The sequence below is a fragment of the Kordia sp. genome (assembly GCF_050633145.1).
GTDB lineage: Bacteria > Bacteroidota > Bacteroidia > Flavobacteriales > Flavobacteriaceae > Kordia.
Genome location: NZ_JBOEFY010000031.1, coordinates 1 through 14,813 on the forward strand (window position 1 = coordinate 1; position 14,813 = coordinate 14,813).

At 32.6% G+C, this 14,813-nt stretch carries 15 protein-coding genes and 1 tRNA gene; 8 read left to right on the plus strand and 8 right to left on the minus strand.

The features are described 5' to 3' along the window. Positions 1 to 1,221: 2,3-bisphosphoglycerate-independent phosphoglycerate mutase (gpmI, locus tag ACRBBL_RS16145; RefSeq protein ID WP_431370106.1), on the minus strand; the 1,221-nt coding region annotated here is incomplete at its 3' end. 343 nt (positions 1,222 to 1,564) lie between these two features. Here gpmI and ACRBBL_RS16150 point away from each other — a divergent pair. Beyond that, entirely contained in the window at positions 1,565 to 1,960 is a 396-nt protein-coding gene (locus ACRBBL_RS16150; protein ID WP_431370107.1) for an ankyrin repeat domain-containing protein, read from the plus strand. A 222-nt stretch (positions 1,961 to 2,182) separates the two neighbouring features. On the opposite strand, the gene ACRBBL_RS16155 is transcribed toward ACRBBL_RS16150, so the two are convergent. After that, positions 2,183 to 3,598 carry a 7TM diverse intracellular signaling domain-containing protein gene (locus tag ACRBBL_RS16155; RefSeq protein ID WP_431370108.1) on the minus strand — a complete coding sequence of 472 codons (1,416 nt, stop codon included), beginning with the start codon at positions 3,596 to 3,598 and terminating at the stop codon, positions 2,183 to 2,185. Between the two features lie 188 nt (positions 3,599 to 3,786). On the opposite strand from ACRBBL_RS16155, the gene ACRBBL_RS16160 reads away from it, so the two are divergent. Next, entirely contained in the window at positions 3,787 to 5,619 is a 1,833-nt protein-coding gene (locus ACRBBL_RS16160) for a LamG-like jellyroll fold domain-containing protein (protein WP_431370109.1), read from the plus strand. Positions 5,620 to 5,765: 146 nt separating this feature from the next. On the opposite strand, the gene ACRBBL_RS16165 is transcribed toward ACRBBL_RS16160, so the two are convergent. The 5 genes from ACRBBL_RS16165 to ACRBBL_RS16185 form a co-directional block, all read right to left on the minus strand. After that, the gene (locus ACRBBL_RS16165) at positions 5,766 to 5,933 is read right to left on the minus strand and encodes a hypothetical protein (RefSeq protein WP_431370110.1); all 168 of its coding nucleotides are present in this window, start codon (positions 5,931 to 5,933) and stop codon (positions 5,766 to 5,768) included. 331 nt (positions 5,934 to 6,264) lie between these two features. Then, positions 6,265 to 7,023 carry a M48 family metalloprotease gene (locus tag ACRBBL_RS16170; RefSeq protein WP_431370111.1) on the minus strand — a complete coding sequence of 253 codons (759 nt, stop codon included), beginning with the start codon at positions 7,021 to 7,023 and terminating at the stop codon, positions 6,265 to 6,267. A gap of 38 nt (positions 7,024 to 7,061) precedes the next feature. Then, positions 7,062 to 7,793 carry a M15 family metallopeptidase gene (locus ACRBBL_RS16175; RefSeq protein WP_431370112.1) on the minus strand — a complete coding sequence of 244 codons (732 nt, stop codon included), beginning with the start codon at positions 7,791 to 7,793 and terminating at the stop codon, positions 7,062 to 7,064. Next, positions 7,786 to 8,754 (minus strand): TolB family protein, encoded by a 969-nt coding sequence (locus ACRBBL_RS16180; protein WP_431370113.1) that lies wholly within the window; start codon positions 8,752 to 8,754, stop codon positions 7,786 to 7,788. Before ACRBBL_RS16180 ends, ACRBBL_RS16175 begins: the two co-directional genes overlap by 8 nt. 65 nt (positions 8,755 to 8,819) lie before the next feature. Further along, positions 8,820 to 9,278 (minus strand): GNAT family N-acetyltransferase, encoded by a 459-nt coding sequence (locus ACRBBL_RS16185; RefSeq protein ID WP_431370114.1) that lies wholly within the window; start codon positions 9,276 to 9,278, stop codon positions 8,820 to 8,822. Positions 9,279 to 9,370: 92 nt separating this feature from the next. Here ACRBBL_RS16185 and ACRBBL_RS16190 point away from each other — a divergent pair, with 92 nt between their 5' ends. The 3 genes from ACRBBL_RS16190 (at position 9,371) to ACRBBL_RS16200 (ending at position 10,188) form a co-directional block, all read left to right on the plus strand. Continuing rightward, positions 9,371 to 9,796: a GNAT family N-acetyltransferase gene (locus ACRBBL_RS16190; protein WP_431370115.1), complete on the plus strand. Its 426-nt coding sequence runs from the start codon at positions 9,371 to 9,373 to the stop codon at positions 9,794 to 9,796. 50 nt (positions 9,797 to 9,846) lie between these two features. Then, positions 9,847 to 9,922: transfer RNA gene (locus ACRBBL_RS16195), tRNA-Gly, on the plus strand. A 110-nt stretch (positions 9,923 to 10,032) separates the two neighbouring features. Next, complete coding sequence (locus ACRBBL_RS16200; RefSeq protein WP_431370116.1) at positions 10,033 to 10,188, plus strand: hypothetical protein; 156 nt, start codon at positions 10,033 to 10,035, stop codon at positions 10,186 to 10,188. A 48-nt stretch (positions 10,189 to 10,236) separates the two neighbouring features. Here the strand turns inward: ACRBBL_RS16200 and pepE are convergent, their stop codons facing one another. After that, positions 10,237 to 10,941: a dipeptidase PepE gene (gene pepE, locus ACRBBL_RS16205; protein ID WP_431370117.1), complete on the minus strand. Its 705-nt coding sequence runs from the start codon at positions 10,939 to 10,941 to the stop codon at positions 10,237 to 10,239. Positions 10,942 to 11,098: 157 nt separating this feature from the next. Between pepE and ACRBBL_RS16210 the strand changes: the two genes are divergently transcribed. From ACRBBL_RS16210 to ACRBBL_RS16220, 3 genes are all read left to right on the plus strand, one after another. Then, positions 11,099 to 11,863, plus strand: coding sequence for a carboxypeptidase-like regulatory domain-containing protein (locus ACRBBL_RS16210; protein WP_431370118.1), 765 nt, complete (start codon positions 11,099 to 11,101; stop codon positions 11,861 to 11,863). A gap of 83 nt (positions 11,864 to 11,946) precedes the next feature. After that, positions 11,947 to 12,447: a DUF6702 family protein gene (locus ACRBBL_RS16215; protein ID WP_431370119.1), complete on the plus strand. Its 501-nt coding sequence runs from the start codon at positions 11,947 to 11,949 to the stop codon at positions 12,445 to 12,447. A gap of 64 nt (positions 12,448 to 12,511) precedes the next feature. Next, entirely contained in the window at positions 12,512 to 14,779 is a 2,268-nt protein-coding gene (locus ACRBBL_RS16220; RefSeq protein WP_431370120.1) for a M1 family metallopeptidase, read from the plus strand. The last annotated feature ends 34 nt before the right edge of the window (positions 14,780 to 14,813 follow it).

Here is a 14,813-nt window from a genome sequence, read left to right on the forward strand (position 1 = left end):
AGATGTGTATAAGAGACAGACCATGTCTGGATTGGCAAAATTTAAACACACAAAATCAGTGGTCGCTTTTTTCAATTCAGGAATAATTTTATCGCGAATATCGTACGCGCTCATTTCTGGTTGTAAATCGTAGGTAGCTACTTTTGGTGAAGGACATAATAAGCGTTCTTCGCCTTCAAAAGGTGTTTCTTGTCCGCCATTGAAAAAGAACGTTACATGTGGATACTTTTCAGTTTCCGCAATACGAATTTGTTTCTTACCGTGTTTCGCCAATACTTCTCCTAGTGTATCTTTTATATTTTCTTTATTAAAAACGACATGCACATTTTTATAAGAAGCATCATAATTTGTCAATGTCACATAATAGAGAGGAAGTGCTTTCATGTCAAACTCAGGGAAATCCTGTTGTGATAAAACTTCTGTCAATTCACGTCCACGATCTGTTCTAAAGTTAAAAAAGATCACCACATCATCTGCTTCAATTTTGGCAATTGGTTCATTAGCTCCATCTGTCATGACAATTGGCTGAATGAATTCGTCCGTAACACCTGCATCATAACTTTCCTGAATACTTTGTGTAGCATTTGAACTCAATGTTCCTTTTCCATGCACCAATGCGTTGTATGCTAACTGTACGCGTTCCCAACGTTTATCTCTATCCATTGCATAATAACGCCCTGTAATAGTTGCTAATTTTGCATTTGCCTTTCGGCAGAATGTTTCTGTACGAGCTATAAAGTCTTTTCCAGATTTCGGATCCACATCTCTACCATCTGTAAATGCGTGTACAAATACATTGTCTAGTGAATAACTGTTGGCAAGATTGACTAAACCTTCTAAATGATTAATGTGTGAATGTACGCCACCATCAGAAACCAATCCTAAAAAATGAACTTTTTTATTGTGATCCTTCGCATGTTGTAACGCTTCTTTTAGGACAGTTTCATCTTTTAATGTATCATTCTGAATAGCTAAGTTAATTTTAGCCAAATCTTGATACACAATGCGTCCTGCGCCTAAATTCATGTGTCCAACTTCACTATTTCCCATCTGTCCTTCGGGCAAACCGACATTCATTCCATCAGTAAGTAAATTGGCATTCGGATATTTTGTATATAAGCTATTGATAAACGGAACATTTGCGTTTGCAATGGCAGAAACTTTTGGATCTGGTGATTTTCCCCATCCATCTAAAATCATTAAAATGACTTTCTTATTCATGCGAGATAATTTTAAAAAAATAAAAATAAGTGTATTTGATTACATAACACAACGCAAACTCAAAAAACGCGGCTTTTTGGTAAAGGTTTATCAAATTCACAAAAAAAGACTGTTTTTTCTGTAAAAGCATCAAAGAATGTCTATTAAGAAACTCTTAAAGAAAACTATATAAATTCTTAATGCATCTGAAACTTTTAAGAGCGCTTTAACAGATTATAAAGCAAAAGGTTAAGGAAGTGTTATAATTGAATATTTGTTGAAACAATTCTAATTTGCTGTCGTCTCTTTAGCATAATCAAATTATAAAAATCAACAATCATCAATTTAAAAATCGACAAACATTATGAAAAAAACAATCTTTATGATCGCTCTTATAGTAGGAGCTTCATTCACTACGGCTAACGCAACTGAAAGAAACAACGAATCAGCAACAACATCAAACAAAATTACAGTGACAAGCATTGTAAAAGTAAATCCATTTTGTGTTGCTATTTCAAAAGGAGACTTTGAAACTGTGAAAAAAATGATCCAGTTCGGAGAAAATGTAAACAAAACTTCAAATGGAAAAACACCATTAATGTATGCAGCTCGTTACAACAGAGTAAAGATCATTAACTTATTATTAGAAAATGGTGCAGAAGTAGATATAAAAGATAAAGGCGGACGTACTGCTGTAGATTATGCAAAAATTTCTAAAGCATTGAAAGCTAAAAAAATATTAGAGAACGCTTCCAAATAATTGCAAGAGTATCTAAAAAGAGAAAGCCGTTTCTGTAGAGAAACGGCTTTTTTATGTCTGTTAAATTTTAGATGCTTCATTGTACTTTTTGTATATGTTAGAATCTTGCCGAAATCATAGGTAAAACACTAATTTATTTGATTTAGTGTTTGTTTTTTTGATGATTTACACTTTAGTGATCCTTTGGTGTAATTTTAAGAAGGTTATGAATTATGTAACCTTTCACTGAGAATTAAACAAAGCTGTTAATTGATTTCTACTTTTAACTCCAGTTTTTCCATATAATTTTGCGCAATGGTATTTTATAGTTGCTTCTGTTAAAAATAAATTATTTGCAATTTCTTTGTTTTTTTCACCTTGTATAATGTAGTCTAGTATTTCTACTTCTCTTGTTGTTAGATTAAATTTATCTTTAAAGTTTTCTACTTTTTGTGTGATACTGATTTCTATTTCTTTATTTTTTTTAAAAAGTTCTTTTTTATGAGATTCTAGCTCTTGCTCAATATGTGTTTTTTCTTTAGAAAGAGTTTTATGTCTGTAGGAGATTGCATAGAGAAAAACTAACATTTCTATTACACTTCCTATTTTAAATGATGTTGGTGTAAATCCTAAATCTTCCATTCCAAACTCAGAAGGTAAAACGTAAATAATATTTGAAATAATAATCACAGAATAGGCTATAAACATAAAACGAGCAAAGACTAATTTTTTTAAAAAAAGTATTCCTGCAAACCAATAAGTTAATAAGCCTATTAGATTAAAAAGCTCTCCTAATGAATACGAAAGAAGACTATTAGTTGATATATAAATTGAAAATGAAAGTATATTTAATAAAACGATAATAATTCCAAACCATTTCAGTTTAGGTATGTATGTGTTCAACTGTAAAGCCTCAGTTGTAAAAAGCGCAAAACTAGCTAGTAAAAATGTATGTAATACAACATCTAAATATAAAATCCAATTAACATCACCAAACAAAAAAAACACTAATCCGTCTAGTTCAAATAAGATTAATGCGATACTTATAGCCAATAATATGTAATATATAAAAAAACGTTCTTTGGTTTGTCGATAAAAAAACAGATTTATTAATACAACAACTAATACAAAACCATAGTATATACCATAAATAACTAAGTTGGTTTTATGTAGTTTATCTAAACTTTGTTTATTCTTTATTTGAATTGGAAAATAAATACTCTTCGCAAAAGATACCTCAAATAGAAAATTGCTAGTCGTTGTAAAATTAAAAGGGATTTCTATATCTTTTTCTCCATTTTTTAGAAACTCATACTGCTTTTTATATCTAGAATCAATATTCTGATAGACAACTATTTTGTTAATAGAAACTGTATTCAATAAAAAGAAAAATTCACCTTTATGGTTTTCAGATTTATGAAGTCCTAGTTTAAACCAAAACTTTTGTGCTTGTTCTCCAGGGAAAATTTTATTTCCATAAAAAGAAAATTTCTTTCCTTGTATTGTTTTAATCGTTTCTTTTTTAGAAGCATCATGATAATAATCTAAATGAGTTTTTATAGTTGTTTCTGTACTCAAAGAATCTAAAAGAAGACTATTTTGAGATGATAAAACAATACTATTAAAAACGAGAAAAAAGAAAAGTAGTCTTCTGAGCATTTATTATTTTGAATAAATATGTAAGGCAAATATATATTAAATGATTAAAAAATAATCTTCCTTTCAGGTTTAAAACAATCATATTTTCCTAATAAAACCGTAAGACTATACCAAAGTATAGTCTGTTTTATGGTGTTTATATATAAGTTTGGTCGAAAATTATTTAACCCTAATCATTTATTTAGTTTATGAAAAAAAAAGTACTCATTTTGTTTCTCCTTTCTCCCTTTTTATTTTTTGGTCAAAATACAACCGTAGGAACAGCGCTCGATATCACACCAGTAATATCTAGTGGAGCAACATACAATTCAGGAACTGTTGATACAACTCATGATGATCATGATACTGGTGCGGCACACGGGCTAACAACATGCGAACCATCATGTTGCGATTTGTTATTTTACAAATTCAAGCCACCAGTTCCAGGAACACTCAGAGGAGATTTGTCTGTTTTCCAACCTTTAAGTAGTAGTATGTTAGGTTACAAAACAGAATCTGCAGATGGAAATGTTACCAGTACCGCAGATTTGACACACCACAATGTTCCAGGTAATTTTTGTGGATTTAGAGATTCGATACAAGTTCCTATGGCATCATTAGAGTTAAATAAATACTATTATGTTGGAGTATTTAATCATAATCAACAAACAGGAGCAGGCATTGATACTGAGATTACATTCAAATTTACACCAGATTGTCCAGGAGGGTTTATCTGTACTACTCAAACTATTACTCAGTGTGAACCGTATACAACGCCAGGCGGTTATACGTTTACAGAAACAGGATTTCATGCCGAAGATATAGGTGTAAATAGAACCTATTATAGTGTTACGATAAATCATACAGCAGAAACGCAAGATAACTTAATAGACGAAATTATAGATACTACTGTCCCCATAGATTATGATGCCGAAACCAGTTTTGTATCGTATCTAGAATTTAATAAATCTGATGGTAGATTTGTAAATTTAGATATTGTTCAAGATGAATTAGCAGCAAGTAATAGATCTGCTTTTATGTGGATAAAAGCGCCAACCAATGTCACAAGTACAAGTCAAATGTTATTTGCAATAAACTCAAGTGGCGGAGGTAATATCTGTAATTTACAACTGTCAACATCGGAAGTATTACAAGTATTTGATGGTTCAAATTCAAGAAGTACTAGTGCAACTTTAGATGATGGCTTATGGCATCATGTAGGTTATACATATAATAACGCCACAAATGAAACTATTGCCTATGTAGACGGTGTATCTGTATTAACGTATACAAATGGTCAAGATGCAACAGCTACAAGCGTATATTCTTTAGGGCAAGAGTATGACTCTGGTTTATCTACAGGAAATTTTTATGATGGTTTAATGACTGAAGTTTCTATATGGAATGAAGTTTTAGATGTTTCTGATATAGCGCTATTAATGCAAAGTAAAATAAAAAATACGCATCCTAAATATGCCAATTTAGTAGGGTATTATGGATATAGTGATTGTGATACTGGTGTAACAACACTTAAAGACTATAGCGCTGCAACTAATACTGGTATATTATCTCATGCCGAAATTACGAAAACTGATGTTTTTGAAGAAATTCCTAATTTTGATAGTTTGGATTGGTATACTGCATCATGGTTAAAAAATGACACAGAATTTGCAACAACTACAAGCACTAGTTTTGTTCCTGACAATGGTACAAACACTTATAAATTACAACTTTCAAGAGATTTAATTACAATTACTGACGAATGGGATATTACGAATGATGCTACTTTAGATACATCAGAATTTAATTTAAAAGAAGCCATCACACTTTCTCCAAATCCAGTTAAGAATACCTTAAACATTAATGAAAACGGATTAAAAAACTTAAAAACAGTAAGAATTTATAGTGTTAGTGGAAAACTTTTATATGAAAGTGCTTTTACAAAATCTATAGATATGGAAAAGTATAAAACTGGCTTATATTTTATACAATTAACAACGACTGGAAATATAAAGGCGACGTTTAAAGTATTAAAACAGTAAGGTTTATAGATACGTGTTAAATTTCCAAAAGCTTACAGTAATAGGTGAGAAGTTGGAAGTGTTAAAGGTTAAAGGTTAAAGTTACTTAAAAGTAAAAGCCGTTTCTGTAGAGAAACGGCTTTTTTATTTTATACAAATAGTAATCTTTAATCAGGCCATTTTTGACATTGATTAGCTCCATAACATCTAGTAATTTGTATTGTTTCTATTGGACATTGATTAGAAGGTCCACGTCTTCCTCCTGTAACGACAGATTGATTTAGTGTACTCACTTGTTTCTTGTTTAAGCGTAATTGGTTTCTCTTTTTTTTCATGATTATTTAATTAAAAGGTTAATAACTAGAAATATAAAGAGAAAAATAAAAGTGTAGTTACTGTTTTACCATCGTTTTTTGAAGTTATACTAAGTGCTAAATGCTAAACGCTAAATGTTGAATTACTATCAAAGCAAATTAGGTATTAGGTATTAGGTATTAGGTCTTGGGGATGAGGTGTTGAGTTTTATGAAAGTAAAGTTTGAAACTTCGAATTGACAAATACACAAAAAACGAATCAACTAAATTTAAAATGCTAAATATTAAATGTAAAAGTATTTTCCAACAACCAACAACCAACAACCAACAACCAACAACCAACAACCAACAGCTACCTATGCGAAGCAATCACTTCTTTAATTTTCTCAATTCGGTTATCAGGATCGGGATGTGTACTTTGAAATTCAGGAGTTCTATTTGGACCAGCAGCAGCTTTTAAAATTTGCATTACTTCAATCATGGCTTCTGGATTATAATTTGCATACATCATCAGTTCAACACCAAGTTTGTCGCTTTCTATTTCGTCTTGACGTCCATTTTTTAATAACTTATTCTGTCCTATACCACCGACCAAATTTCCCAAATCGGCACCAACAGAAGCGCCTGCGGTAAGCGTTTGCCAAAAATCAGATTCTGCAATTCGCTCTGCGGAATGTCGTCCCAACACATGTCCAATTTCATGCCCAAGCACGCCAGCCAATTGCGCATCATCCAATTTACTATACAAGGCATTCGTAATAAAAATTTGTCCGCCAGGTAAAGCAAATGCGTTTATTGATCTATTATCAGCGAGCAAATGGAATTCAAATTTATAACCAGATTCTTTTGCCATGCTCATGTTGACTAATTTTGCACCAATCATATCTACACGTGCTTGTGCTCCTGGATCTGGGTACAATCCGCCATATTCGCTTGCCATTGCGTTTCGGTTTTGAAAACCAATAGCAATCTCTTTCTCAACAGTCATGTTGATGGTTTGTGTACGTCCTGTATATTGATTTGTTTCACGATTGGTACATTTCTTAAAAAAAGCAAATGCCACAATAGCGAGTCCGATCAACAATCTAATTTTTACATTATTTCCTCTCATGATGTGTTAAATATAATGTTCTATAAAAATACAAAACCTTAGGATAAAAGCTCAGGATTGATATCGAGAATATTTTCTTTAATATATGAATTGATAAACTCTTTGTTAAAATGCTCACTTCCTAGTAGTTTCTCTGCTTGAAGCATCTCTTTTACCTTCAACTTTCTGTATTCCTTCAGCATCGGTTTTGAAAGTGGCGCATAACTATAATGCCAAGGCTCATATTTAAAACCTTTGCGATTGTTTTGATCTGTATACACAATATAAAAACCATACGTATTGGCATTTTCTTCTAGCCATTCGCGAAGTTTGCAAAATGGACCATCACCGTGAAATTTTTTCGGAACCAACACATCACCACTATATTTTGTATTCTTATCTATAATATCAATATCGGTTGCCCAATGATGTCTGGAAGTTCCTGGAATGGTAGAATACGTAATAATTTTTTTTATTGCTTTTATAGGAGATAAGCCTTGTTTGGTAAAACGTTTGTACTTGCGTTCCCAAATTCTATTTTGATGTGCATACGTACGATAACTAGATACAACATGTATATCAATACCTTCTTTTGCTGCTGCTTCACGCATTTTTACAAAAGCATCATAGGCTTCTTTTCGTAAAGAAAACCCTTTTCCAAAAACAGCTGGATTTCCTTTTCCGATCAATTCTAAAGTATCTGAGTTCTTCTTGTTGAATGCCATACTAGGAAAGCTGTGCAATGCAACAGCGCCAAGTCCTAAAAGCTTCATGAAGTTTTTTCTATTCAAGTGAAAGTGATTTTAATAATTTATCAAACGAAAGATAGTAAATTTTTGAAGTCCCATTGCTGCCATCATTCATTACTTCTTTTAATTTATGCATAGACATATTTTTGTATGTCGGTTGTATAGTGCTTTTTTCACTGGTGAAGAAAAAGTACTTCTTGTCAAAAGATACAAACGGGCAATAATCTATTTGATTGGAATTTATAAGTTTTCCTAAATGAACCGCATCTTTCCACACTCCATTCTCGCGAAAACTAATATACAAATCGCCGCGACCTAAACTTCCTTTTCTACCGTACGAACCAAAAACAATAAAAGATTCATCTGGACTTACATAAGCGTTGTATTCATACGTTTTGGTATTCACTCCAGTACCTAAACTTACAGGTGTTTGATAGCTTCCGTTTGTAAACTCACTTTTGTAAATATCTTCTTTTCCTTTCGCGTCTGCGCGTTCTGCGGTAAAATAAACAGTTCCGTTATTCGCAATAGAAGGATAATATTCGTTTTTATCGGTGTTGATCGTTTCTGGCAATCGTGTTGGATTTGCCCAGATGCCGTTTTCTTTAGTTAAAAACCAGATATCGTAATCTTTCTTCGGAGTTGTTTCGTTTTCAATTGGTCGTTTAGACGCAAAGAATAATTGTTTTCCATCAGGAGAAAAAGCAGGTTCAATATCATGATACTTTCCAGCAAAAGAAGCAATCGTAAACTCAGACCATGTGCCATTCACTTTCTTAGAAGTTAAAATAGTTCTAAATGCATTTTTGGGTGCATCAAGGGTGAAGAAAATTTCGTCATACGTTGGTGAAATTGCCATATCACGAACATTGATATTTTTAAAATCAGGAAGCTGTAAAAAAACGTTAGGTGTAGCAAGCTCTTTTTCAAAAGTAATATTTGCGGTTTTTTGTGCCACTAATTGTGTGCTCGCAAATACAAGTAACAAGATAATTTTTTTCATGAGGGATACTGTTTTTCATTGATGATTGAGCCTCAAAAAGTACTATTTTTAGTTTTCCATCAGCGTTAAAGAGTCGTTAATGTTTTAACCATTACAAAATGTAGACCAATTTTAGGAATGGTAAACGGAGCACCATGTTTTTGATACTGTAGTTTTTCATAAAAACGAACGGCAATTTCGCGTGCATTCATCCAAATAAACGTTCCGCCACGAGCGATAATCATTTCTTCTGCCTTTTTTACCAACGCATCTCCAATACCTCGTTTTTGAAAAGTAGCCAAAACGGCCATGCCGCGCAATTGATACGCATTTTTAGTATTCAATTCTTTATAAGGATTTTTCATCAATGTAACCACGCCGACCAATTGTTCATTTACATAATATCCTAAATGAAAAGTAGTAGGTAAATCGTCTCCTTGAAAATGACAAGAATCTATGGGTTTTCCTTCTCTTAATACAGGATGACGTACTTCAAAAGCTGTTGTTGCGGTGATTTCTTTAATGCTAAAATTGAGAGTTTTCATATTCACAAAATTTGTACAATTCTTCAAAAGTATAACTAATTTGGGAGTTGTTTTTGGCTGAAATAAATTATTTTTGATTAAAAATTTACAGCATGCAAATTACGTTCAAGTTACTCAAAAAAGAAGAAGCTAACATCATTTTGCCATATCTTGATATTATGAATCATCACAAAGTTCCGATGGATGTATTGAAGGAACGATTTGAAGAAATGTTGTCTCAAAATTATGAAGCATTCGCAATTTACGATCACGATCAATTAATTGGTTGTTTTGGTTTGTGGAATATGACACGTCATTACTGTGGAAGAAGTCTTGAAGCAGATCATGTATACATTGAAGATACTTATCAAAGCAAAGGAATTGGTGCGCAATTATTTCAATGGATTGAAGTATATGGCAAAGAAAAAGGTGTTACGACAGTTGAATTGAATACATATGTGGAAAATTTTCCATCACATAAGTTCTATTATAATCAGGGATTTATAGCGAGAGGTTATCATTTTTTGAAAAAAATCTAAAAAAACATTTGGAAAAATAGCTACTCTTTCTCTATATTTGCACCCGCAATGCGAAAGTAGCTCAGTTGGTAGAGCGTCAGCCTTCCAAGCTGAATGTCGCCGGTTCGAACCCGGTCTTTCGCTCCAAAAAAGCCGATTCATTTTTGAATCGGCTTTTCTTTTTTACGGTAAAACCGTAATTGAATTTCGTAACTATTTTTAGTTTGAATGTCTATAAACATAAAATTAAAAGTATCATGAAAAAAAGACAATTCAAACAGAAATTAAACTTTACAAAAGTTTCTATTTATGATTTATCAACAGTAAATGGAGGAAGAGCACAAGGAACACATTATGATCACTGCGATCCAGATAACACAAAATTTCCTTGCGAGATAGAAGAGAATAAATAGATAAAAAAGAAAACGGTTGCTTGAGATAACTCAACAACCGTTTTTATATTATAGAAATGTAATTTCAGAACCTACAGGAAGTTCATAAGGTATTTTGTCTTGTTCAAAAATTCGTGCGCTGTGTGGTCCTTCAAGCGTAATTTGATCGCCTTTGACACGAATCCAACTTCCTTCTCTAATTCCTACCACAGGAAGTGTATTAAATTTATGAAACTCTTTAATGCGAGTTTCACGAGTTTCCCCCATGTGTGTACTGCCTTCAATTGGATCTAAGTAATGTGGATTGATGTTAAAAGGAATGACACCTAGCGTTTTAAAACTTGGCGGATATATAATAGGCATGTCATTTGTGGTTTGCATCGTAAGTCCGCAAATATTACTTCCTGCACTTGTGCCTAAATACGGCAGTCCATCAAAAATAGCTTCTCGTAACGGTTGCATTACTTCATGTTTATATAATTGAGAAACTAATAAAAAAGTATTTCCGCCACCTGTAAAAACTCCTTTCGCTGCTGCAATGGCTTCTACAGGATTTTCAAACTCATGAATACCGCGAACACCTTTTCCAATGGTTTCAAAAGCTTTTCGTGCAATATCTGTATAAGCATCATGTGTAATTCCGCCTGGACGTGCATAGGGAATAAATAAAATTTCTTCCGTATCTTTATAAAACGAAGAAAGTTCGTCAAGGATATATGCTAAATAACCGCTTCCGTGGACTGTAGAAGTACTAGCGATAATGATATTTTTCATAAATTGTAAAAGCTAAAATTTATACTAAATTGTAAAAGTAATCATTAAAAGGATTTAACAAAAGTTTAATGTCCATTGGCATTTTTTTAAGGACAAAAATCAGGTTCTTTATCTTTCAAATAAAACAACACTAGTATAACCAACAATACAAACTAATATGAAGCTAAAATTACTCTTATTTTGTCTCTTTATTACTACTATAATGCTTGCGCAAGATGCAGAACGCAAAATTTTGCGCGGTGCTGTTATTTACAGAAATGTGAAAGCTACGGGAGTAAATGTTGTAAATAATACAACAAGTAAAGGTGCAATTACAAACAATAAAGGAGAGTTTGAAATTCGTGTAAAGAAGGACGATATTTTAATTTTTTCTTCAGTTCAGTATACAATTCGTGAAATCGTAATTACAGATAAAATTATCAATAACAATCGACTAGTCGTTGAGGTGAAGGAAAAAATTGAAGCATTGGATGAGGTTGTGATTAGTCCCGAAAACAAAGAGAAATTTTTAGACTTTCAGGAAAAACAAATTGCAAAATATAAAGATTATCAATTTGCAAAAGACCGATATTCGGAAGTGAAAAATGAAGCCTTGGGACAAACAAACTTTCAAGGAGCAAATATTCTTGGATTGGTAGGAATGCTTGCCAATGCTATTTTTAAAAAGAAAAAGAATAAAAAAGAAAGGGCAAAACCAATATATGAACGTACTAGTTTTAACGAAATTCGCTACCGATACAAAGACGAATTCTTTACAAAAAACTTAGGAATTCCAGAAGATCAAATAAGCTCTTTTTTATATTATTGTGATGACCAATTGCCTTCTGAAGACATATTCTTGGAAAAAAATGAATTCTTGATGATTGATTTTATGGTAAAACAGAGTAAAGAATACCTGAAATCAATCAAAACAAAAAATTAAAAATAAGATGCAAAAGCAAAATTCATAAAATGGAATGCTTTTTGGATATCTTTGTGGCAATACTATAAACGTCAAATAGATTCATGAAAATTCAAAAAATACTCTTGTTGTGTATTATCGTTCCATTATTTGCATTTACAACAGTGCATAAATTTTATGTGAGCGTTACAAACATAGAACACAATACTAAAGAAAAAGCACTACAAATTACAACTCGAATTTTTATTGATGATTTTCAACGTGTTCTCAATGAACGTTATGATTTTAAAGGAGAATTAACAACTGAAAAAGAACCTAAAGTTGTAGAGGGAATGATGCAAAAATACCTCGCCAAAAAAATCAAGATTTGGGTAGATGGTGAGTTGAAGTCATTTAACTTTCTCGGGAAAAAATATGAAGATGACGTTACGGTTTGTTACTTAGAAATTGAAGGTGTTGAGCGTGTAAATTCTCTCGAAATAGAAAACGATCTTCTCTACGAAATTGAAGAAGATCAGCAGAACTTAGTCCATGTAAAAATCAATAATGAGCGAAAAAGCTTGTTATTAGTAAAAGAAAACGATAAAGGTTTGTTAAAATTTTAACAAAAAGTTTTGAAAATAGTTACTTTTAAGGTCTGAAAAACACAAACCTATTTTACTAAACCTAATGAAACGTATACATTTCTACATTCTAGCTTTCTTATTTATGGGAGCTAATCTTGTCGTAGCACAAGATAAACAAGAAGATAAAAAGCCACAGGGACACATTAATAATAATAAGTTTAGACAGTTGTATCAAGAGTTTGCTACGCCAAACATGTACAGAACAGCTTCTGGAGCTCCCGGAAAAGCATATTACCAACAACAAGCCGATTATGAAATGGACATTGAGTTGGATGATAAAAATCAAAAACTATACGGAGTAGAAACTATTACGTATACAAACAACTCTCCAGATGATTTAGAATACCTTTGGGTACAACTTGATCAAAACGTACGAGCTAAAAATTCGCAAGCAAAACTTAAAAATGGAGGACGTGTTCCGCGCATGCAAAGAACATCTACATTTGTAAATAGTTATGTAGCAGATCCTTTTGATGGAGGATTTAACATTGATTATGTAAATGATTCTAAGGGAAAACCAATGTCGTTTACAATTAATGAAACGATGATGCGTATTGATTTACCAAAAGCATTAGAGTCGGGAGACAAAGTATCATTCACTATCAAATGGTGGTACAACATCAACAATCACGTTACCAAAAGAGGTCGTTCTGGATATGAATTTTTTCCAAAAGACGGAAACCGTGCATATGTAATAGCACAATTCTTCCCACGTATGGCTGTCTACAATGATGTAGAAGGATGGCAAAACTATCAATTTTGGGGGAATGGTGAATTTGCATTGGCATTCGGAAACTACAAAGTAAGTATTACAGTTCCTGCAGATCATATTTTAGATGCAACAGGAGAACTACAGAATAGAAAAAATGTATACTCAAAGCAAATGATGAAGCGTTATGAGCGTGCGGTAAACTCGTACGACAAACCTGTAATCATTGTTACTCAAGAAGAAGCGGAAGCTGCAGAGAAAGACTTTTCTAACAAAAAGAAAACATGGAAGTTCTATGCTGAAAACGTAAGAGACTTCGCTTTTGCATCATCGCGTAAGTTTATTTGGGATATGCAAGCAGTAGACATTAATGGTAAAAAAGTAATGGCTGTTTCTATGTATCCAAAAGAAGGAAATCCTCTTTGGGAAGAATACTCAACAAAAGCAGTAGCAAGTACTTTAAAGACATTTTCAAATCACACATTCGATTATCCATATCACAAAGCAATTTCTGTACATGCTAAAAATCAAGGGATGGAATATCCAATGATTTGCTGGAATTACGGACGTCCTAGTGAAGATGGAAGTTATTCAGAACGTACAAAATTCGGAATGATTAGTGTAATTATTCACGAAGTTGGACATAACTTTTTCCCAATGATTGTAAACTCTGATGAGCGTCAATGGGGATGGATGGACGAAGGATTGGATACATTTATGCAATACTTAGCTGAGCAAGATTTTGCAAAAGCACATCCTGAATCAGTAGCGTCTACAGGAGGAAAATATCCTTCACGTAGAGGAGAAGCTTCTAAAATAGTTCCTTATATGAAAGGTGGACAAGATCGTTTGTCTCCAATCATGTCAAATCCAGAAAATGTATTCCAATTAGGACCAAATGCCTATGGAAAACCAGCAACAGGATTAAATATTTTGCGTGAAACTATCATGGGACATGAAGCTTTTGATCATGCATTTAAAACCTATGCAAAACGTTGGATGTTTAAACACCCAACTCCAGAAGATTTCTTTAGAACAATGGAAGATGCTTCAGGAATTGATTTAGATTGGTTTTGGAGAGGTTGGTTTTATACAACTGATTATGTAGATATCGGAATTGAAAGTGTAAAGAAATTCCAAGTAGGAGTACGTAAATCTGGAAAGTCGAGTTTTGTATTCTTTGTGCCAGAAGATGACGATCGTTACAAAAAAGAAAACGAAGGGAAATCTGTAGTAAAACAAGATGAAACTTTAAAAGAATATTTAATGGATAACTTCTCTTCGGAAGAAAGAGCAAGTATGGACGATCCTAAATACTTCTACGAAGTAGCTTTTAATAAGCCTGGAGGTTTGGTAATGCCAATCATTGTAGAATGTACGTATGAAGACGGTACTACTGAAATGATAAAATATCCTGTTCAAGTTTGGAGAAAAAATGATGATCGCGTAAAAATTGTAATCGCATCAAATAAAGAAATTAAGAACTTACAATTAGATCCAAAATTAGAAACAGCAGATATTGATACTTCAAACAATATATGGCCAAACGAAAATGGAAAGACAGATTTTAGCAAATTTAAAGAAGATAAAATCAAGCAATAAAATTGCTAAGACATTATAAAAAAATATAAAAAAC